Genomic DNA, 19,979 nt, shown 5'->3' with positions numbered 1-19,979 from the left:
GCAAGTTCCGCCGACAAGGCGAAACGGCACGGGGTCTTTTCTGCTTTAGCAGAGGAAAGGAGAAGGAGGAACATGAATGCGATACGGGCCGAAGGGCTGACGAAACGGTTCGCCGTGAAACGGAAGGAGGAAGGCTTCAAGGCCGGGGTGCGTTCGCTGCTGCGCCCGCAGTACAGCGAGAAGACGGCGGTGCAAGGCATCGACCTGACCGTCCCGCAGGGGGAGACGCTGGCGTTTCTCGGACCGAACGGCGCCGGCAAATCGACCACGATCAAGATGCTGACCGGCATTCTGCATCCGTCCGGCGGATACGCGGAGGTACTCGGCTTCTGTCCGTGGAAGGAGCGCGGCAAACTGGCTTACCGGATCGGCTCCGTCTTCGGGCAGAAATCGCAGCTTTGGTACCATCTTCCCCCCGCCGACTCGTTCGAGCTGATGAGCCGCATTTACGAATTGAAGCGCAGCGATTATCTCGCCCGGCGGGACGATCTCGTCCGCCGCTTCGAGCTGGAGCCGTACTTGCATACTCCCGTGCGGAAGCTGTCGCTCGGCGAGCGGATGCGCTGCGAGATTGCGGCGGCGATGCTGCACCGGCCGCAAATCCTGTTCCTTGACGAGCCGACGATCGGGCTGGACGTGGTGGTCAAGCAAAGCATACGCGAGCTGATCCGGTTCATGAACCGGGAGGAAGGGACGACCGTGTTCCTGACCTCCCACGATGCAGGAGATATCGAGCAGCTGTGCCGGCGGGCCGTGGTCATCAACCACGGGCAGATGATCTTTGACGATACGGTCGAGGCGATGAAGCGGGAGCTGCTGACCGGCAAGACGATCCGGCTCAAGCTGCTGGAGCCGGGCCCGCCGTTCCGGCATGAGGGCGTAGAAGTGCTGGCGCAAACGGACCAGGAGCTGGCGCTTTCCGTCGATACGTCGGCGATCGCTGCCCAGGAGGTGCTTTCCCGCCTCGTCGCGGCGTACCGGGTTTCGGACATCACGATCGAAGATCCTTCCATGGAGAGCATCATTACGCATATTTATGAGCGGGAGGGAAGCGTATGAATCTGGGGCCGAAGCTGCTGAAATACGGCGCGATCGGGCGAATCAGCCTGCGGAATCATTTTGCTTACGTACTCGACTTTTTAATCCGCTCGATTTTCCTGATCATCATCATGTACATTTTCATTCAATTGTGGCAGACGACGTACCGCGGGGAAGGGTCGCAGCTCATCGAAGGCTACAGCTTCGGGCAGATCATTTGGTATATTTTATTCGCCGAGGCGCTGACCATGGCGTTTCCCAGCCTGTGCACCCGCGTGGAGGAAGAAGTGAAAAGCGGCGATGTCGGCTACAAGCTGACGCGGCCGTTCAGCTATATCGGCTACCATTATATGGCTTACGTGAGCGAAGTAACGGTACGGCTGCTTGTGAACCTCGCCGTTGGCTGCGCGCTTGGCCTCGCCTTTTTCGGTCCTCCGTCGTTCGGCTGGGGCTGGCTCGGATTTTTCGTCATGAGCCTCGGCGCGATGACCGTCAACTTTATGCTCAATATGGCGCTGTCGCTGTGTGCGTTCTGGGTCGAGGAGACGCGGGGACTGGAGTTCGTGTACCATAAGCTGCTGTTTACGATCGGCGGCATGCTGATGCCGCTCGAGCTGTTTCCCGAAGCGCTGCAGCAGGTGTGCCGCTGGCTGCCGTTTCAGGCGGTCTTGTATTTCCCGGCCAAAACCGCCGTCCGCTGGGAGGAAATCCATCTCGCTCCGATGCTGGCAGTACAGTGGACGTGGGCGGCCGTATTGGCGCTGGTCGTCTGGCTCGTCTACCGGCTGGGCGTCCGCAAGCTGAACGTCAACGGCGGCTGAGCCGCCAGGAAGGGAGGGGAACGAAATGCGGCAGAATTGGAAACTGGCGCCGCTGCTGCGGTTCGTATGGACGTGCTGGAAGCTCAATTTGGCCGGCGCGATGGAATTCCGGCTGAGCTTTCTAATGACTGCGGGTATGATGATGGTAAACAATGCCGTCTGGATTTTTTTCTGGGGTCTTTATTTTCGGCGGTTTCCGGTCGTCAACGGCTGGGAGCTTCACGACGTGATGATGATGTGGGCGGTGAGCGCGGGCGGCTTCGGCTTGTCCGCCGTGCTGTTCGGCAACGCGTACCGGCTGGCTTCGCTGGTTGCGGGCGGTCAGCTCGATCTGTACCTGACGCAGCCGAAGCCGGTGCTGCTTCATATTCTGGTCAGCCGGATGTCCGTCTCCGCGATTGGGGACGTGCTGTTCGCCCTGCTGCTGTATGGGCTGTTCGGGGACCGCTCGCCGCTCGGCCTGCTCAAATTCGCGCTGGCGCTGCTCATCGCGATGCTGATTTTTCTGTTCTTCGTGGTGACGACGCAGTCGCTCGCCTTCTATATCGGGCAAGCCGAAGGGATCGGCCAGCAGATGTTCAATGCGATTCTTGCCTTTTCCACCTACCCGACGGGCATTTTCAGCGGCTGGGGCCGGCTGCTTCTGTTTACGGTCATCCCCGCCGGGTTCATCAGCTATTTGCCGATCGGACTGCTGCGGGAAGCGGATCTTGCGTTTACGCTGCAGGCGCTCGGCATGACGGCGCTCGTGACTGCGGCCGGTCTATGGTTCTTTCACCGCGGCCTTCGGCGGTACAGCTCCGGCAATGCGATGGGGCTGCGGATGTGAAAGCTGTCCGAAGGGTGTATAATGGTTCTGGAACGAACGGAGAAGCTTGATTTTAGGCATCGACCCCATGATAAATGATTGCGGAGGACAGCTTATGAGTACGACCGAAAAAGAGTGGTTTCGGGTACACAGCGCCGTGTATCTGCTCCTTGTGCGGGAGAACAAGCTGCTGCTGCTTCGCCGAACCAATACCGGCTACGAGGATGGCAAGCTGAGTCTGGTGGCCGGTAAAATAGACGGGAACGAAGAGGTGAAGCGGGCGGCTGCGCGTGAAGCGTGGGAGGAAAGCGGCGTCCGGGTGGACCCGGCCGATCTGGAAGTGGCGAGCGTCATGCACCGGCTTTCGGATACGGGCGAATGGATCGATTTTTTTCTGACCGTGAAGCGCTGGGAGGGGGAGCCGTACAACCGGGAACCGGACAAATGCTCCGAAATGGCGTGGTATCCGCTGGACGGTCTTCCGGGAGATATGATTCCCCATGTGCGCCAGGCGGTTGAGAACGTGCTGGCGGGCGTATTTTACGACAGCTACGGTTGGCAGCAATAATGCAGGCGGCGGAGAGGCCCGTTCGGGAGCTCAGCCGCCTTTTGCCATCTTAGACGAAAATTCGACGCATGTGTCGATTCGTCGTAGTAACGCGATCGGGATTTTGCTAGAATGAAGGAAGGGAGGGGGAGGACGGATGTTCGGTCCATCGTCGGTGCCGAAGCCGAAGCGCCGCAGCCGATGGCGGACCGCGGCGGGCATTGCGTACTACCGGCTGCGCCGCCGCGTGAGCTGGATGCTCGGAAACAAACGCTTTGCGCGAGTGCGCCGGGAAGAACCGCTGCGGCACGTTCATTTTACCCACCGGACGCCGCTGCTTCGACAGCTTCGGAATGTGGAGATGCAGCTTCAATACAACAAAATGATCAACTTGAGGCTCGCCGCGAAGCGGCTGGACGGTCTGGTCCTTCAGCCGGGCGAAACGTTCTCGTACTGGAGGACGATCGGCAAACCGACCCGCCGTCAAGGCTATGTGGACGGTATGGTGCTGCATCACGGCACGGTTCGGGCCGGGGTGGGAGGCGGTTTATGCCAGCTTTCCAATCTGATCTACTGGATGACGCTGCATACGCCGCTTACCGTGACGGAGAGATACCGGCACGGCTACGACGTCTTTCCCGATGCAGGACGAAAGCAGCCTTTCGGAACGGGGGCGACTTGCTTTTACAATTATTTGGATTTGCAGATCGAGAACCGCACGGAGATGAGCTATCAGCTCCGGGTATGGCTGACGGACACCGATCTGGTCGGAGAATGGCGGGCCGACAGTCCGGCATCGTGCCGTTACGAGATTACCGAAACCAAGCACTGGATTACCCAGGAATGGTGCGGCGGATATGTTCGTCATAACGTCATATGCCGCAACCGGTTCGATTCGGAAGGACACTGGCTGGACGAACAGTTCGTTGCAGAGAACCACGCCATCATGATGTATGAGCCCTGCTTGCCGGAGCAAGCCGGCGTCGGCGAAATCCCCGGGCGGGGCAGCTTGTAGCATGTATAAAGAATCAGACGGTTTCTTTGAAAGGTGCTTCAATCCTGTCCTTTTTGTTATATTTCACACAAAACGCGACAAAAGTTCTATACTTGCACCATGAATTTAGGTATAATGAAATAACAAAAAAGTCCTATGGATCTGCGGCATATTGTCGAAAAAAGGAGACCGGTCATCTTATGAAGGCAGAGCTTATCAACCCGTTTTTGGAGTCGGCCAGAATCGTCATCGAACAAGTCGCCAATGTACGACCGACCACCGGACAGCTCGGCATCAAAGACGTGAAGTTTGTTGAAAAATACATTTGGATTCAAATCGGCATGACCGGGCAAATGGAAGGGGACATCGTCTTCGGATTGCACGAGGAAGTAGCGCTCAAGGTCGTGTCCGCCATGATGGGCGGTTTTTCGATCACCGAAATGGACGACATTGGCAAAAGCGCCATTTCCGAGCTCAGCAATATGATCAGCGGCAATGCGAGCACGATGCTGTTCAATCAAGGGGTCCGCGTCGATATTACGCCGCCCAAGCTGCTTCATTCCGCGCATGCGGCCGGCTTCAACGCGCAAAAGGCGCTGACGATCCCGCTGATTATGGAAGGCATCGGTGAGCTGGATATTCAAGTGCTGATCGCTTAAGCAAGCGGCATGCCCTGTAGTTGAAATGACAAGTCCATTACGTGTAAGCTGTAAGCGAACGCTTCTCCGGTTCCGATAACGCCGGGAGCGCTTCGCTTTTTTTGTTCGATAGAAGACAGGGGGAACCGGAGGATGGATGTTCATGGAAAAATCGCGGTAATCACGGGAGCGTCCAGCGGGATCGGCGCGTTGATGGCGCAGATGCTGGCGCAGCGCGGAGCCGTTCCTGTACTGATGGCGCGATCGGAGCAAAAGCTGGCGGAGGCGTCCGCTAAAATAGAGGGCAAGCACGGCATATACCGGCTCGATGTAACGTCGGCGGAGCAAGTAACGGCAACGATGGAGCGGGTGATCGCCGAATACGGGCGGATCGACATTCTGATCAACAATGCGGGCTACGGCGTGTTCGATCCGTTCGTGACGGCGCCTTTAAGTGAATTCGAGAGCATGATGGACGTGAATTATATGGGGACGGTCCGCTGTACGAAAGCGGTGCTGCCTTCCATGCTGAAGCAGGGGAGCGGCCATATCGTCAACATCGCCTCCATGGCCGGGAAGATCGGCTCGGCCAAATCGAGCGCCTACTCCGCCACCAAGCATGCCGTGCTCGGCTTGACCAACTGTCTGCGGCAGGAGCTTGTCGGCACCGGCGTTCGTCTGACGGCCGTCAATCCCGGGCCGATCGATACGCCGTTTTTTGACCGGGCCGACCCTTCGGGGAATTATGTGAAGAACGTCCAGTGGTTTATGCTGAAGCCGGAGCGTGTCGCCCGGGCTGTGCTGGAAGCCATCGAGCGGGGGACGCCCGAGGTGAACCTGCCGTTCATGGCGGCCGCCGGGGTGAAGCTGTATCAATTGTTTCCGCGGCTGTTCGACGGAATCGCTTATAAACTGCTCAACAAAAAATAGCCGCAAGCCGGGAGGTAAGGCGAAGGCACGCGATCAGGCTTCCGGCTCCGGCTTCGCTTCCTGCTGTTGATTTGCGGCTTTCAGCTTCTGGTTGCGGTCGCGAACCTCTTCGAACAGCTTGCGGACGTCGGCTTTGCCCTCGGGATGCTGCTGATTCCAATGGCTTGCAAGAGCTGGCATCGTTTTGTGGATATGGTTGTAGATCGCCCAAACCTTTATTTTTTCCACCGTTTCGGCAGAAGCGTCGCCGGTCAGCAGCTCGGCATATTTCTCAACCAGTCCTTCGAATTCGGCGGCAAAACGGGAATTCATTTGAAAATCCACCTTTCCGGTCATAATACATCTTAGTGTAACGCCGGAACGACTTTGTGTCAAAAAATGGAGTGAACCGAACATGCCTATACCTACCGATACAAACATCCTGCAAAGCGGGTCCACCGGCGGCGTTCCGGCGGACGGCACGCTGGTTCAAAGGGAGCTTCTCCGCAGCCTGGCGAAGGGCATATCGCTTTACCGGCTGACATATATTAGCCAAGGACTTCAGGTGAAAGGTTATCTTGCCGTGCCCGATGCGGCCATGCCCGTTCCCGGCTTAATTTACTGCCGGGGAGGCATCCGTAAGGTCGGGATGGTGCGCAAACGCCGCATTTTTTCGATGGCGCGGCGCGGGTATGCGGTATTTGCGCCGTTCTATCGGGGCAACGAAGGCGGCGAGGGACGGGAGGACTTCGGAGGGGAAGACCGCTTCGACGTGCATCATGCCATTACTCTCATGCAATCGCTGCCGGAGGTGCAGTCCGGACCGATTCCGCTGATCGGTTTCTCGCGCGGCGCGCTGATGGCGCTGCTGGCGGCTAAAGAGTGCGAGGGCGCCGGCCCGGTCGTCGTGTGGGGGGGCGTGAGCGATCTGCTCGATACCTACGAAGAGCGCGTCGATCTGAGGCGGATGCTGAAGAGGGTCGTCGGCCATCCCCGCAAGCAGGCCGAATGCTACGAGCGGCGCTCGCCCGTCCGTTGGGTCGACGCGATCCGCGTGCCCGTCATGATCGTGCACGGCACGGCGGATGCGCAGGTCAGCGTAGAGCAGGCGCGCAAGCTGGGAGCAGCGCTGGAGCGGGCCGGAAAGGAGTACAAGATGGAGCTGTACGACGGGCTCGGGCACCGCTTTCCGAAGGAGGACGACGAACGTGCGCTCGATGCGGTGTTCGGATGGATTGCAAGTCAACGGGAGCGGGCGGAGGGCCGGGGCCGGTAACCGGCTGTCTTCCCGCCGGGTAGGGCAATTGCCCGCATATTTTGGTATACTAAGGAAACGCAAGGGAAGAGAGGATGATCGAATGAATACGGGGTTTGCAGCTTTACATATCGCTCCGCAGTATGTCAAACGGCTGCAGGAGCTGGACATCACGGAGCCGTCGGACATACAGGCGGAAGCGATACCCGTCGCGCTTGAAGGAAAGGATATCGTTGCGCAATCGCAGACCGGTACGGGGAAAACGTTGGCTTATTCGCTGCCGCTGCTGCATAAAATAGACACGGGCGCAAGAGAGGTACAAGCTCTTGTCCTGGTGCCGACGCGAGAGCTCGGCATGCAGATCGTGCAGACGCTGGAGCAGCTTGTGAAAGATAGCGACATCCGCGTGCAGCAGCTGATCGGCGGCGCCTCCATTGAGCGCCAGATCGACCGGTTGAAGCTCAAGCCGCAGATCGTGGTAGGGACGCCCGGCCGCGTGCAGGAGCTGGTCAAGCTCCGCAAATTGAAGCTGCACGGGATCCGCACGGTCGTCGTCGACGAGGTCGATCAAGTGTTCGAGCTGGGGTCCATGCAGGATGTGGAGGCGTTGTTCAAAGGCATGCTGCGCGACCGGCAGCTGCTGTTTTTTTCCGCGACGTTCCCGCCGCCGCTGCAGGCCGTCATCGACCGCTGGATGCGCGATCCGGTCTTCGTCCGGGTAAATCCGGCGCAACGCACCTCGGAAACGCTGGAGCACTTGTATTTCGTATGTGAGGAACGGGACAAAATCGATACGCTTCGCCGGCTTGTCCGTCTGTACAATCCGAAGGCCGCGATCGTGTTCGTCAACGAGACCGACGACATCGGGGAAGCGGTGGCGAAGCTCCAGTATGTCGGCCTGTCCGTCGAAGGCCTGTACGGCGATTCCTTCAAGCAGGAGCGGGCCAAGACGATGCAGGCGTTCCGCGCCGGGAAATTCCAGCTGCTGCTCGCGACCGACGTAGCCGCGCGCGGGCTTGACCTGCCGCAGGTTACGCATGTGATCAACCTTGACCCGCCAGTCGATGCGGACCATTACGTGCACCGCGTAGGCCGGACAGGGCGGATGGGCCGCAAAGGCACGGCCTTGTCGATCATTACGCCGCGGGAGCAGTTCATTATCGATAAATTTGCCAAAGCGCTCGGTATCGACATCAAGCGGCGGACGATGTTTCATGGAAAAATCGTCGATCCGGAGCAGGAGCGGGCCATTCGCCGGGAAACGAAGAAGCTCGTGGAACGCCGGGTTACCGACGCAGCGCCGTCGGGAAGGGAAAACCCCGAAGCGCGTATTGCCCAGGCAGGTGCTCCGAAGCTTCCCCGCACGGAAGGAAAGAGCGTAAAGCCGGCGCAGGCCGGCACGGGCCGCACCCCCGCTCCGGCTGCCCCGGACAAACGCAAGGCGGACCGGGAACGGGACCGCAAAAACAAAGGAGCGCCGCGCTGGCTCAAGGAAAAGCGCGATTCGTCAGGTAAGCCGAAAAGGTAACGAAGAGCTGCCGGTTCCGCCTGTCTGATTCCGGGAGAGGGCACCAGGCTCAGGTTTGGGACCGGCTCCTTTAAGGGGGAAGTCAGATGAGATCGCTCTTCAAAGGAATCGTCACGATCGTGATTGTGGGCGCGCTGCTGGCCGCCGGGGCACTATGGTACGCGCAGCCGCAAGGGGCGCTGGATTTGTCGTACAACGATCTTCCGGTGCGCGAGAAGCTCGCCGCGATGGTCATCCACCGGAAGCCGGAAACGGTGCTCACGGAGCAGGAGGTGGGCGATCTGCTGAAAAAAGCGCTTGCCCGCAGATCCGAGCTGCGTCCCGGCGTCAAGCTGACGGGAGCGAGGTTTTTCCTCCAGGGGGAGCGGCTCGCGGCAGACGTGACGCTGCTGCTTCAAGACCGCTGGAAGGTTGGCGCCCGGCTCAATTTCGATCTTGCCTGGAGCGAGCCTTATTTGACGGCCGTCCATACGGGGACCGTCGTCCGGGACGTTGCCGTACCGGCCGAATGGCTGAGCCTCCGGCCGATCGAGGTTGATCTGAATCATTATTTGCCGAAGCATGTAGCGATTCGGGGCGTTGCTTTTGAAGAGTCTGCGGTACGGGTGACCTTCGGGCTGCGCTTATGAGTGAAAGCAAAAGGGACTTTTTCCTTCCGAATCGAAGGAGAAAGTCCCTTTCTCTTATAGAGCTTTCGGGCAATTCGAACAGTAGCTGCCATCCGAGGAGCCGACCTCGTAATAGAAGCAGCACGTTGCCCGTGTTCGCGCGGGCGAGCTTGTATTCCCCCTGCGGCTTGCCGTGCCGTAAAATCGGGCCAGCGGATTCCGCGTTTCCCCGAACAGTCTCGCCGGAGCGGCATGAATCAAATAAGCGAAGTCCTCCCCGCTAACGGCTCCTTCACCTATCCGTTTCTCATACAGCGAGTACAGGCGGACGGCTGCATTTTCCCATAAGATAGAGATCGGTACGGCGGCTGCTTTCGATAAAGACCGGAACAGGGGGGCAATATGACCGGAGAACAGAGTGCTTATCGTTTCTTCCCGCCATTCAGCCCGTCTTCCGGCGGCTGGCTCAGTAATGCGAGCTGTTGTTAAGATGATGCCCGGCAGCCAGGAGCCATGGGTATCGTCAGGCCACGGAACGGCACATCGGTCCATAGTTAAATCCAGCCCTTTATTATACATCGTCATCGCATATAAAACGGGGGCAATGGTTAAAAACGCATACCGTTTGGAGAAGGCCGAGGCCGTAACCATTCTGGACGGGGACAGAATCAAGCTCGTTACCGCGTCCAGATAGGCCCCGCAAGCCGCCTCGTCCAGCAAGTCCGTTACAGGAACGGAACGCGCCGGCTCCGGCCTGCGATCTACGGACAGATGAAACTCCTCCGCTAAATAATCGCTTTGCTCCGCGTCAAATGAGGTTAGCCGTTTCATCGGCTTATGTTCCTTTCAGCAGCGCTTCGGCAATCTGATCTACAACGAGGTTCATGGCAATAGGCCCGTAATATCCGATCCACAATGTAGCATTAACCGGATACACATGATTTTGCTTGACTGCATTCAGATTTTTCCAGACCGCGGTGCTTTGGATTTGCTCCGACAGCTTTTGAAACAGATCGTCCGTCAAGTAAAAATAATGATCCGCATTCAGCTCTGTCAAAGATTCCAAAGAAATCATCGAGCTGGTTTCTTTATCGTTGACAAGCTGCTTCGGAGGCGTCAGCCCCAAGTCTTTGTACAAAATCGCGGCCGTACGGTGCGCTGTCGTATGAATCCGGATGTTGTTGTCCCTTGGCCTGATCAAGGCCACCGTCTGACCGCCCATTTTGGCCGTAAGCTCGGCTTTCAGCTTGGCGGTTTTCTCGTTATAGTCGTTTAGAACTTTCTCCGCTTCCTTCTCCTTGCCTACGATTTTCCCGATCGTGACCAGGGAATCGCGCCAATCCTCGTTGCGGTCCATCATGATGGTAGGAGCGATTTTGGCCAGGCTGTCGTACATTTTCTCCTGAAACTGGGTGCATATAATGAAATCGGGGGCCATTGCGATGACGGCCTCCAGATTCGGTTCGTCCTTCGTTCCCAATAATTTCATGTCGTCCTTCAGCTTGCCGTTCAAATATTCCGGAAACGGCGTCTTGTCAGCCGTCGTAATGACGCTTCCTGCCGGCTGCTCGTTCAGCGCGATCAGCTGGTCTACGAATTGGGAATCGAGGACGGCAATTTTCTCGGGTCGGCGCTCTAACGTCAATTCGCCTTTCATGTGCTTGATTGTTACAGAGCTATCGGGCTTGATGGCCTGCTTCGAATCGGCTCCCGGAGCGGATTGCGAAGCGGCCTGGTTCGTTCCCCCGCTTCCCGGGCCGGCTTGGTTGGCTGGAGCGGCAGAGCAGGCCGAGAGCAGCAGCAGCAAGCAGAGCATGAGGCCTACCGTCGGCATCGCTTTTATGTTTTTGTACATGGGTGGTACTCCTCCGTCTTTGTATTGATAATGATTTTCATCGTCAATACGACTATACATTCGCAGCCTTCCAGAGCCAATGGGAAATCGCGACAGACGGGATGGATTTAAGCGACGGTGTTCCTTCGGTTGAGCCTGCTCTCTATAGAGGAGCGGAGATACGCCGACGTACTTTTTAAACATACGGCTAAAATAATAGCCGTCCGAATAGCCGACGGATTCGGCAATATGCTGCAGCGGAGCGTCCGTCTGACGCAGCATTGCTTTCGCGTTTTGCATTCGGACCTGCATCAAATATTCCATCGGCCCGAGTTGCAGTCGCGCTTTGAACAGCCGCTGTAATTGCCGCACGCTGCATTGGAACAACGATGCCAATGAATGCAGCGTTACTGGCTCGGCGTAGCGCTCGTCGATGTAGCGGATCGCCTGGGCAGCCACATTCGGCTTCGTCGCTGTTCCTCCCTGCGTTTGCAGCTGTTTCATCAGTTCGTATACGAATTGATGAAACAGCGCTTTGACATGAAATTTGTCCAACTGGCCGCCCCGCTGCCATTCGCGCATCATTTGCTCAATTCGCAAAAACAGCGGAATCGGGTACTGCGGCGCGAACCCGTATTGAAGCTGAAACGGATTGTCGTCCTTGTACAGCCGCAGCAGCTCCCGCCGGCATGGGAGAGTCATCGTGGCGCTGTAGTACACCATGTAATATTCGAACGTTTCCGTTACATGAACGATATCGAGAAACGTGCCTTTGCCGGCATGACACACGAAGCACTTGTCTGCGGCGTATTCCAGCTCGTCAAGCACCAGTTGCGCCCTGCCGCAAGCGGAATACAAAAATACGTTAGCCGGGAGCTGATAACCGTACAAGCCATCTCCCGGCCGAATGACAGCATGCCTTACGTCCAGCACCTTCAAGGCCGCATGGTTCCACACTAACATATGATCTTGAAATGCCATTCCGGCTCACCTTCTTCAATCCGTCGATCTATGTATGTTTATTATATTGATAACGATTCTCAATAGCAATCGTTTCGTCTCCGCATGAGTAAGCGTGGAGCCTTTTATAAACGAAACAAACCGACATCTGAATCGTTCAGATATCGGCTTGTTCCACGTTTCGTATTATGAAATAATCTCGATTTCACAACCCGTCCGTCTTTCTGCTCGCTTACGACGTCTTCTGCGGCAAGCCGGGACCCGGCGCAGCTTCTTGCCGTCTTTTGCCGCGCCGGCTTCCCAGCGTCAAGGCCAGCGGCAAGCCGATCAGCACGACAACCGTAGCCACCATGTATACGTCATTGACGCTCAACGTGAACGCCTGCTGCTGCAACTGTTGCCCGTTCAGCCCGCCGGCCTTGCCGAGCTCCATGCTGTGAGCGGCAACGCGGGAGGCGAGCATCGAAGTGAACAGGCCGATGGAGAATGAGCCGAACCCTTGGCGGATCCAGTTGTTCACCGAGGAGGCGTGCCCGGACAGTTCGCGCGGGATGACCTCCATGCCGGCATTGGAAGCGGGCATGGTCGAGAAGGCGATGCCGAGGTTGCGGACGGTCATCCATAGGATAATATAACCGTGCGTCACATCCACGCTCAGATGGGCCATGGCCAGCGTTCCGACGCCGATCAGCACGATACCGAACAGAATAAGCGGCATCGGACCTACCCGCGAATACAGCTTGCCGGTAAGCGGCATGCAGACCGCCATCGCCAGCGACGGGATGAGGAGAATCAAGCCCGTATCGAAGGCGGAGACATGCTGGATGTTTTGCAGAAACACCGGCGTCAGGAATGTTCCGGAATACAAGCTGATCGTAATGATACAGCTGAGAATCAGGCTGTAGGTATACCGTGAATAAGCGAATACTCTTAGGTTCAACAGCGGCCCCGCTTTGCGCAGCTCGTAACGGACGAAGACAATCAGCGTCAGCGCTCCGAAGGCCAGAAGGGATATCGTCTGCCAAGACCCCCATCCCCAGGCGTGCGCTTCGCTGAACGCGATGAGCAGAGCGGAGCTGCTGAGAATGACGGCCAAGAACCCGAACAGGTCGAACGGCTTCGGCGTCGTCAGGCGGTAATACGGAATCAGCTTCATCGCAAGCGCGATGGCGATGATCCCGAACGGCAGGTTGATCAGAAACAGCCAGGTCCAGTCGAAGGTTTGAATCAGCCAGCCGGCCAGCGACGGGCCGAGCGCCGGGGCCAGCATGGCCGCCAAGCTCCACATGCTGATGGCGAACGCCTGCCGCTCTCGGGGAATGACCTGGTAAATGATCGTCATGGTCGCAGGCATGACCATGCCGCTGAAAGCCCCTTGCAGAATGCGGAACACGATCAGCGAATGAATATTCCAGGCTACGGCGCACAGCCCCGACATGAACGTAAACCCGATCAGGGCCGCGACATACAAATATTTGGTGCTGAACCGGTCCCCCAGATAGCCGGTGATCGGCGCGATGACTCCGGTCGCGAGCATGAAGCCGGTCAGCGTCCACTGTACCGTATTTAAATCGGTATGAAAGTCTTGCATTAAGATCGGAATGGCCACATTAATGGAACTGGTTCCCAGAATCGCCAGAAACGAGCCGAAAAAAATACCGATCATGACCGGCCAAAACGGCACGGGTTTCTCGGTGCTTTCAAGCGAAGCCATGATATTCTCTCCTTTTCTCTCTGCTGTCGGGATCTCCGGTAAGCCGAAGCCCGTTCTCTAGTCTTTATCCTTAACAGTTCGATACTCGACCGCTTTGCGGAGCAGCCGGGTCAATTCGGCGGTTTCGTCCGGCTCCAGCCCTTGCCAGAACCACCCAACCAATTCCGCCGCTTTCTCGTCCAACTCGCGCAAAGCGTCCAAACCTTTCGGCGTGATGGTCACCATGACGACCCGCCGGTCCGTTTCGTTATGCGCCCGTTCCGCATACCCGCCGGCCACCAGCTTATTCGCAAGGTTCGTCACGGCCGGCAGCGTGATTTGCAGCGTGTCCGCCAGCTCCGAACACCGCATCGTCCCGTTCGCCCGAAGGCTTTCCAGCAAATAGTACTGCTGAATCGGCAGTCCGTGCTTCAATCGGCCGGTCATTTCGGAGATCCATTGGCGCATCGCCAGCCGGGTCCACTTTTCAATCTCCGTGGACGCATGAAGCCCTTGCTCCCGCATAACGGCTCCCCCCTTTGAGTTTTAGCTCTTAATAGTTTTGTTTATGAATAATTCAAACTTTGAATTAAATTATTGTACTCCGTTTTGCCCGATGTGTCAAAAGGTGAAGAAGTATACAAACAAAGCCCTCCCGCACCGGATGCTCCCGGCGAAGGAGGGCTTGCTTGTTATTTTTTGCGCGTTTTCACATAAGACGCATAAACGATCTCGCCGGTATCGAGCTTGGCGATTTCGTCCGCCGACCATCCGGCCAGCTTGTTGTTGCCGGTGACCCCGGTCACCTTGATGTTGTATTTCGAGGCGAGGTACTGCTGAAGCTGCGGCATGTCGGCTTCCTTCAGCTCGCGAAGCTTCTTCTTGCCTTGAATTTGTCCCAGAATGACGCCGATCGATTCGGCCGCCAAGCTTGTATTCGGCTGAATGCGCGCGCTGCCGTAAGCGATGGCGGAGGCGCCGACGTTTTTGCCGGCCATAATGACGTTGTCGTAATTTTTAAGCAGGAAGCTGCGCAGCGGCATCCCGTATTTGTCCGGGCGTCCCATCTCGATGCCCCATTTGTTGGCGCTGGTGCCCTGCAGGTCGAGCGGGTAGCCGCCGATGCTCACGTTGTCCCAGAACATTTTCGCCCCGAGCATGTCCGATGGCTTCAAGACGTAATCCGTCTCGTAGTGGTTGTATTCACGGATGTACAAGTAGTTCGGGAATCCGTTCAGCTCCGCTTTCTCCCAGCCGGGCAAGCTTTTGCGGAAATGGTCCAGGATCAGAGGAATTTCCTTCTTCCCGAGCTCCATCGCCTCGGCCACCGATTTGTCGTCCGACGGATCGACCGTATAGATCAGGAAGGCGTTGATGATTACCTCGCCGTCCCGCTGGCTCACCGCATTCAGCCCGCGCAGAAACACGCGGTCGTTCGTCGGCTTGTACTTGCTTGTCATACCCGCGAGGCTGATGGCGAAGCTGTTGTCCACCGAGCCCCAGCCGAATTTGGCGCTGCGCTCTTCCTTCGGCATATTGTTGAAGCTCTGCTGGAATTTCGCCCAATCGACGTTTTTGAACTTCATCATCATGCCGGAGCTCATATACTCGATGTTATTTTGCCCGTAGAACTTCTCCAGTCCCGGCATCCGGGTCGCTTGAAGCTTGCTGACCATTGCGGCATAATCGGTGTTCTCCACCCAATAGGAGGCGGCAATCCGTTTCTTTTGGCCGTCCTTGGTCGTGTAGACGATGCCGTTTAATGCCTGCCCGCCGAATTGCCCGGGATTTTGCTCGATGCTCTCGATCTTGATCCCTTGCTCCACGGGAATGTCCTTTTTCAGCTTGTCAAAATACTGCTCGAACTCCTTCAGCTTGCGGATTTTGCCGTTGCGGAAGCCGTCGAACAGCTCCTTCGCCCGGCCTTGTACCAGCAGCCGGTGCTGATCGTCGCGGGTTTCGTCCAGGAACAGCATCTCGCCCTGCAGCACTTGGCCGCCGAATGCATGGCGCGGGTCCAATATTTTGACCTTCAATCCTTCGTCCGCCGCGGCGCGGGCCAGATAGAGCCCTTCCAGCTCGCTGCCGATCACGACGATATCCGTTTGCTCCGTCGGGATGTCGGGTAGTTTGTTGTCCGTCTTGGAGGCGGTTGTGCTCTTGCCGCCGTTCGATTCGTCTGTGCCTGCGGTTGCCGTTGAGTTCGGAGACGGCTTGTCCGGCGCGCTCCGCTGCAGGAACGTATAGACCGCAGCCAAGGCGACCAAGGCCACCAGAGCCAGAACAACCGTCAGCTTTTTGCCGCTTAGTTTCATCTCTCTCTCCTTATCTTTCGTTTATGGTAGAAGCCGGGATCAGGTCCGAAAACGGACAGTCCCGGGGGTATGCAGTTAAGTTTAACATTTTTGGCAGACGATCTAAAGGGACCCCCCTAAACAATTTCGGAAGGGCGAACGATGTAAGTGAATCCAGGAACTCTTCGCGAAGGTTCTGAAACATCCTCTTTTCATACTCATATCATGTATCGCATCTGCTCGCGGAATCGACGTGCGACGGACTTCCTCCGCTATTCGAGGCGGCGGCTGGCCCTGTGCTGTCCATGTGTTCGTCAGGAGCCGGACTGCGGTTCAACCTACTCGGCAAAGGAGAATGAATGATGAGCAAAGCTTTCAAGAAGACAGTGATTTCCGGATTGACCCTGGCGATGGTGCTGGGCGGATCGACCGCGGCTTTCGCCGACGGCAAAGGCAAAGGTCATGACAAGGATAAAGACCGCGACTGGGAAAAACGCGACAAGATCGAGAAAAAAGTGGACTTTGACGACGATGTCAATATCAATATAAAGCTGACGTTTGACGATCTGAAGGGCAAGGACGTGGAATGGGCGCAGCGTTACATCGCTTCCCTCGCTTCCAAGCGCGTCTTCGAAGGCTATGAGGACGGCACGTTCCAGCCGCGCAAAACGATCACCCGCATCGAGGCGATTACCGCTGCGGTCCGCTTGATGGGTCTGCGCGATCAAGCCGAATCGGCTGATGCGAAGGCGGCTAACCTGAACTTCAAGGATGCGGACAAATTAAAGCAAAAATATCCGTGGGCGACCGGCTACGTTTCCGTCGCGCTGCAAAACGACTTGTTCGCCGAGACGGACGACATGATCCAGCCGGAGAAGGAAGCGGACCGCCTGTGGGCGACAACGCTGCTGGTCAAAGCGATGAAGCTGCAGAACGAAGCCAAAGCCAAAATGAACGCCAAGCTTCCGTTCCGCGATGCCGACAAAATTTCCGCCGGCTCCGTAGGCTACGTGGCCGTGGCGATCGAGAAAAACTTGATCGACGGCTACGAGGACAACACGTTCCGCCCGAACAAGCCGGTGACCCGCGCCGAGCTTGCTGCGCTGCTGGATCGTACGGGCAGCCAGCTGCCGGACCGCGCATCGGTGAAAGGCACGGTGAACGGGGCGCTGAACAACAACCTGCTGCCGGTTAAATTGCAAAACAACGAGGTGCTGAACGTCGAGCTGGATTCGAACGTATTCGTGTTCCGCAGCGGCTCCCGCGTGGCTCCCGGCGACCTGCGTACGGGCGATCAAGTGCTGGTCCGCACGTACGGCGGCAAAGCGATCTACGTCGAAGTGTTGAACACGACGAACGATCCGCAGCAGCAAACCGACTTCACGGTAACGGGAACGCTGAACAGCTACACGCTGAACTCCAAGGGCGGCCTCGCCAACGTTACGATTAACCAAAACGTGAACGGCGGCGGCGTGCAAACGGCCGTATACGGAATCGCATCCGAGGTTTACATTTCCGGCGACGTCAGCCAGCTGACCGCAGGACGTTCCTTGGAGCTGAGAGGCAAAAACCAACTCGTCCACACCATCATTATTCGATAAACGAGAGAGAACGATTAAAAAAGGTTAGAGTTACAACGGGGAACGGACCTTCCTGCAGCCATGTTAAACGTCTGCAGGAAGGTCCGTTTTTTTACACATAGATCTGAGATCCTGTTCGAATATACTCGATTTTGGAACCCAAAATATGTTTTAAATTTTTGTAAGCTTTTACCCCCGTGCAATGCCCTGTATATACTTTTTGGATATTTTCGTCGACGATCATTTGGGCAATGGCCTGAATCTCTTCCTGGGAAACGCTGAATGATTTTAGCATCGGTATCGTCATGAGATGAAAGCCGCCTATAACCGCTTTAATATCTAGACTGGGGAAAATAGTTCTGGCGGCTCGTATCATATTGGGGGTACCTTTATGAGAACATCCCGTAAATACGCAGATCCCGTCTTGCTCCTTGATGACCATCATGAGCTCATGTTCAAATTTATCTTGAACCCGCTTATTCCCCTCTTTGGCAAATAAATATTTATTTCCCCTAGGGGTCAAATCCTGCTCCTCGATGTCTGTAATTATATAAATTTCATTCATGATTTCGGTAAAACGATCAATATAAGCAATTCGGTTGGAATACTCCTCGAACACTTTTTTATCGATGCCGATGTTTTAGTTAAAACCCAGGATATGAAAATAATAATCTCCTGCAGCCTTCCTCTTCATGTAGACTTTGGCTCTGCTGTTTACCTTAAAGAACGGCAGAAGACCTCCGCCATGATCATGGTGGCCGTGAGAAAGCACGACGGCATCCACATGCTCTAAATGAATTTCCAGTTTCTGTGCATTCGTAATAAAGCTGCCGGTTTTTCCGGTATCAAACAGGATACGTTTGTTATCTAGTTCTATGTAAAGAGATAAGCCGGATTCATTGATTAAATCTTGTGAATCATTCTTCAAATTTTCGATTAGCGTCGTTATTTTCATAAATTTCTCCATGATTATGGAATTGCCGCAGAAATGGCGTCGAGGTCATGCCCCGATACCGTCATCGTACCCGATCATACAACGCTTTGCAACATCGGCGGCGGGTTATCCTGGCAATTGCCATAGGGGATGGACAGATGCGCCGAACGGTGTATAATTAGGAGAAATTGCGAGCAAGCCCGTTAAGCCGGGCGCGAGACTTGCGTACACCGGGTTGGAGGAAAAAACGATTATGACCGCACCAAGTATGAAACTAGAGGATATTCTCGTCGCCAGCCATCTGCTGAAGGACGTCGTGCATCAGACCCCTTTGCAAAAAAATTTCATTCTATCCGAAAGATACGGCTGCAACGTATTCTTGAAGCGGGAGGATCTGCAGGTGGTCCGCTCGTTCAAAATTCGCGGCGCCTACAATATGATCCGCAGCCTGCCCGAGGACAAGCTGCGCAAAGGCGTCGTCTGCGCCAGCGCCGGCAATCATGCCCAAGGCGTGGCCTATTCTTGCCATGCGCTGCAAATTCCCGGGAAAATTTTCATGCCGACCACAACGCCGCGGCAAAAAATATCGCAGGTCAAGCTCTTCGGCGGCCCGTTCGTCGAAGTGGTGCTGATCGGAGACACCTTTGACGATTCGCTGCGGGAAGCGCTTGATTACGGGGAGCGCGAAGGGCTGTCGTTCGTTCACCCGTTCGATCATCCGAAGGTCATTGCCGGACAGGGCACCGTCGGTCTGGAGCTGATGAACGACATGCAGGGGCAGGTCGATTATGTATTCGCCGGGATCGGCGGCGGCGGACTCATTGCCGGGATGGGCACGTATATTAAGGGCGTCAGCCCATCCACCCGGGTCATCGGCGTGGAGACGACAGGGGCGCCTTCGATGCGGCAATCGGTCGACTCGGGCGAGATCGTCACGCTTGGCGAGATCGACAAATTCGTCGACGGCACGGCGGTGAAGCGGGTCGGCGAGCTGACCTACGACATTTGCCGCGAAGTCGTCGACGACATCATCGTCGTGCCGGAAGGCAAGGTGTGCACGACGATTCTCGAGCTGTACAACGAGAACGCCATCGTGGCCGAGCCGGCGGGAGCGCTGACGGTGGCGGCGCTGGAGTTTTACCGCGAGGAAATTGCCGGGAAAAATGTCGTGTGCGTCATTAGCGGCGGCAACAACGACATCGACCGGATGCAGGAAATCAAGGAGCGGTCGCTCATCTACGAGGGCCTCAAGCATTACTTCATCGTCAATTTTCCGCAGCGCGCGGGCGCTTTGCGGGAGTTTCTCGAATATGTGCTCGGACCGAACGACGACATTACGCGGTTCGAATATACGAAGAAAACAAGCAAGGAAAACGGTCCTGCGCTTGTCGGCATCGAGCTCAAGCACAAGGACGATTACGGTCCGCTGATCGAGCGGATGGAGCAGCGGGGACTGCGGTTCAGCGAGATTAACAAGGACCCGAACTTGTTTAATTTGTTGATCTGAGCCAAAATGAACAAGCCTGACGAAAAGGGAG

At 56.4% G+C, this 19,979-nt stretch carries 20 protein-coding genes; 12 read left to right on the top strand and 8 right to left on the bottom strand.

Features of this window, described 5'->3' with window-relative positions; all coding sequences use genetic code 11:
* Positions 1-72: 72 nt before the first annotated feature.
* The 7 genes from PEH01S_RS13985 (at position 73) to PEH01S_RS13955 (ending at position 5,776) form a co-directional block, all read left to right on the top strand.
* The gene (locus tag PEH01S_RS13985) at positions 73-1,059 is read left to right on the top strand and encodes an ABC transporter ATP-binding protein (protein WP_025845987.1); all 987 of its coding nucleotides are present in this window, start codon (positions 73-75) and stop codon (positions 1,057-1,059) included.
* Complete coding sequence (locus PEH01S_RS13980) at positions 1,056-1,859, top strand: ABC transporter permease (protein ID WP_174807134.1); 804 nt, start codon at positions 1,056-1,058, stop codon at positions 1,857-1,859. The genes PEH01S_RS13985 and PEH01S_RS13980 overlap by 4 nt, the downstream gene beginning before the upstream one ends.
* Before the next feature lie 25 nt (positions 1,860-1,884).
* Positions 1,885-2,688, top strand: a complete 804-nt coding sequence (locus PEH01S_RS13975; protein ID WP_025845989.1) for an ABC transporter permease — start codon at positions 1,885-1,887, stop codon at positions 2,686-2,688.
* Positions 2,689-2,782: 94 nt separating this feature from the next.
* The gene (locus tag PEH01S_RS13970; RefSeq protein ID WP_127486129.1) at positions 2,783-3,235 is read left to right on the top strand and encodes an NUDIX hydrolase; all 453 of its coding nucleotides are present in this window, start codon (positions 2,783-2,785) and stop codon (positions 3,233-3,235) included.
* 136 nt (positions 3,236-3,371) lie between these two features.
* Complete coding sequence (locus tag PEH01S_RS13965) at positions 3,372-4,229, top strand: VanW family protein (RefSeq protein ID WP_127486127.1); 858 nt, start codon at positions 3,372-3,374, stop codon at positions 4,227-4,229.
* 179 nt (positions 4,230-4,408) lie between these two features.
* On the top strand, positions 4,409-4,867 hold the full coding sequence (locus PEH01S_RS13960; RefSeq protein ID WP_025845992.1) for a chemotaxis protein CheX: 459 nt from the start codon (positions 4,409-4,411) through the stop codon (positions 4,865-4,867).
* 132 nt (positions 4,868-4,999) lie between these two features.
* Positions 5,000-5,776: an SDR family NAD(P)-dependent oxidoreductase gene (locus PEH01S_RS13955; protein ID WP_127486125.1), complete on the top strand. Its 777-nt coding sequence runs from the start codon at positions 5,000-5,002 to the stop codon at positions 5,774-5,776.
* Positions 5,777-5,809: 33 nt separating this feature from the next.
* Here PEH01S_RS13955 and PEH01S_RS13950 read toward each other — a convergent pair whose 3' ends face one another.
* Entirely contained in the window at positions 5,810-6,088 is a 279-nt protein-coding gene (locus PEH01S_RS13950; protein ID WP_025845995.1) for a DUF2573 family protein, read from the bottom strand.
* Between the two features lie 88 nt (positions 6,089-6,176).
* On the opposite strand from PEH01S_RS13950, the gene PEH01S_RS13945 reads away from it, so the two are divergent.
* From PEH01S_RS13945 to PEH01S_RS13935, 3 genes are all read left to right on the top strand, one after another.
* Positions 6,177-7,031, top strand: coding sequence for an alpha/beta hydrolase family protein (locus tag PEH01S_RS13945; RefSeq protein WP_127486168.1), 855 nt, complete (start codon positions 6,177-6,179; stop codon positions 7,029-7,031).
* A gap of 82 nt (positions 7,032-7,113) precedes the next feature.
* On the top strand, positions 7,114-8,538 hold the full coding sequence (locus tag PEH01S_RS13940) for a DEAD/DEAH box helicase (protein ID WP_025845999.1): 1,425 nt from the start codon (positions 7,114-7,116) through the stop codon (positions 8,536-8,538).
* A gap of 86 nt (positions 8,539-8,624) precedes the next feature.
* Positions 8,625-9,167, top strand: a complete 543-nt coding sequence (locus PEH01S_RS13935; RefSeq protein ID WP_127486123.1) for a hypothetical protein — start codon at positions 8,625-8,627, stop codon at positions 9,165-9,167.
* Positions 9,168-9,221: 54 nt separating this feature from the next.
* On the opposite strand, the gene PEH01S_RS13930 is transcribed toward PEH01S_RS13935, so the two are convergent.
* The 5 genes from PEH01S_RS13930 to PEH01S_RS13910 form a co-directional block, all read right to left on the bottom strand.
* A complete protein-coding gene (locus PEH01S_RS13930; protein WP_127486121.1) occupies positions 9,222-9,977 on the bottom strand; it encodes an IucA/IucC family C-terminal-domain containing protein in 756 nt (251 codons plus the stop codon).
* A gap of 4 nt (positions 9,978-9,981) precedes the next feature.
* A complete protein-coding gene (locus tag PEH01S_RS13925; RefSeq protein ID WP_127486119.1) occupies positions 9,982-11,961 on the bottom strand; it encodes an AraC family transcriptional regulator in 1,980 nt (659 codons plus the stop codon).
* A gap of 211 nt (positions 11,962-12,172) precedes the next feature.
* Positions 12,173-13,654 (bottom strand): MDR family MFS transporter, encoded by a 1,482-nt coding sequence (locus PEH01S_RS13920; RefSeq protein ID WP_127486117.1) that lies wholly within the window; start codon positions 13,652-13,654, stop codon positions 12,173-12,175.
* Between the two features lie 57 nt (positions 13,655-13,711).
* Entirely contained in the window at positions 13,712-14,158 is a 447-nt protein-coding gene (locus tag PEH01S_RS13915; RefSeq protein ID WP_127486114.1) for a MarR family winged helix-turn-helix transcriptional regulator, read from the bottom strand.
* 167 nt (positions 14,159-14,325) lie between these two features.
* Positions 14,326-15,948: an FAD-dependent oxidoreductase gene (locus tag PEH01S_RS13910; protein WP_127486112.1), complete on the bottom strand. Its 1,623-nt coding sequence runs from the start codon at positions 15,946-15,948 to the stop codon at positions 14,326-14,328.
* Positions 15,949-16,289: 341 nt separating this feature from the next.
* Here PEH01S_RS13910 and PEH01S_RS13905 point away from each other — a divergent pair, with 341 nt between their 5' ends.
* Entirely contained in the window at positions 16,290-17,528 is a 1,239-nt protein-coding gene (locus tag PEH01S_RS13905) for an S-layer homology domain-containing protein (protein WP_025846009.1), read from the top strand.
* Between the two features lie 91 nt (positions 17,529-17,619).
* On the opposite strand, the gene PEH01S_RS35135 is transcribed toward PEH01S_RS13905, so the two are convergent.
* Together PEH01S_RS35135 and PEH01S_RS35130 are read right to left on the bottom strand one after the other, a co-directional pair.
* Complete coding sequence (locus tag PEH01S_RS35135) at positions 17,620-18,126, bottom strand: MBL fold metallo-hydrolase (RefSeq protein WP_218032699.1); 507 nt, start codon at positions 18,124-18,126, stop codon at positions 17,620-17,622.
* Positions 18,127-18,147: 21 nt separating this feature from the next.
* Positions 18,148-18,462 (bottom strand): MBL fold metallo-hydrolase, encoded by a 315-nt coding sequence (locus PEH01S_RS35130; protein WP_218032698.1) that lies wholly within the window; start codon positions 18,460-18,462, stop codon positions 18,148-18,150.
* Positions 18,463-18,694: 232 nt separating this feature from the next.
* Here PEH01S_RS35130 and ilvA point away from each other — a divergent pair, with 232 nt between their 5' ends.
* Positions 18,695-19,948, top strand: coding sequence for a threonine ammonia-lyase IlvA (ilvA, locus tag PEH01S_RS13895; RefSeq protein ID WP_036712675.1), 1,254 nt, complete (start codon positions 18,695-18,697; stop codon positions 19,946-19,948).
* Positions 19,949-19,979: the final 31 nt, after the last annotated feature.

It is taken from the genome of Paenibacillus ehimensis NBRC 15659 (genome assembly GCF_004000785.1).
GTDB lineage: Bacteria > Bacillota > Bacilli > Paenibacillales > NBRC-103111 > Paenibacillus_G > Paenibacillus_G ehimensis.
This window is presented reverse-complemented; position numbering and strand designations above follow the sequence as displayed.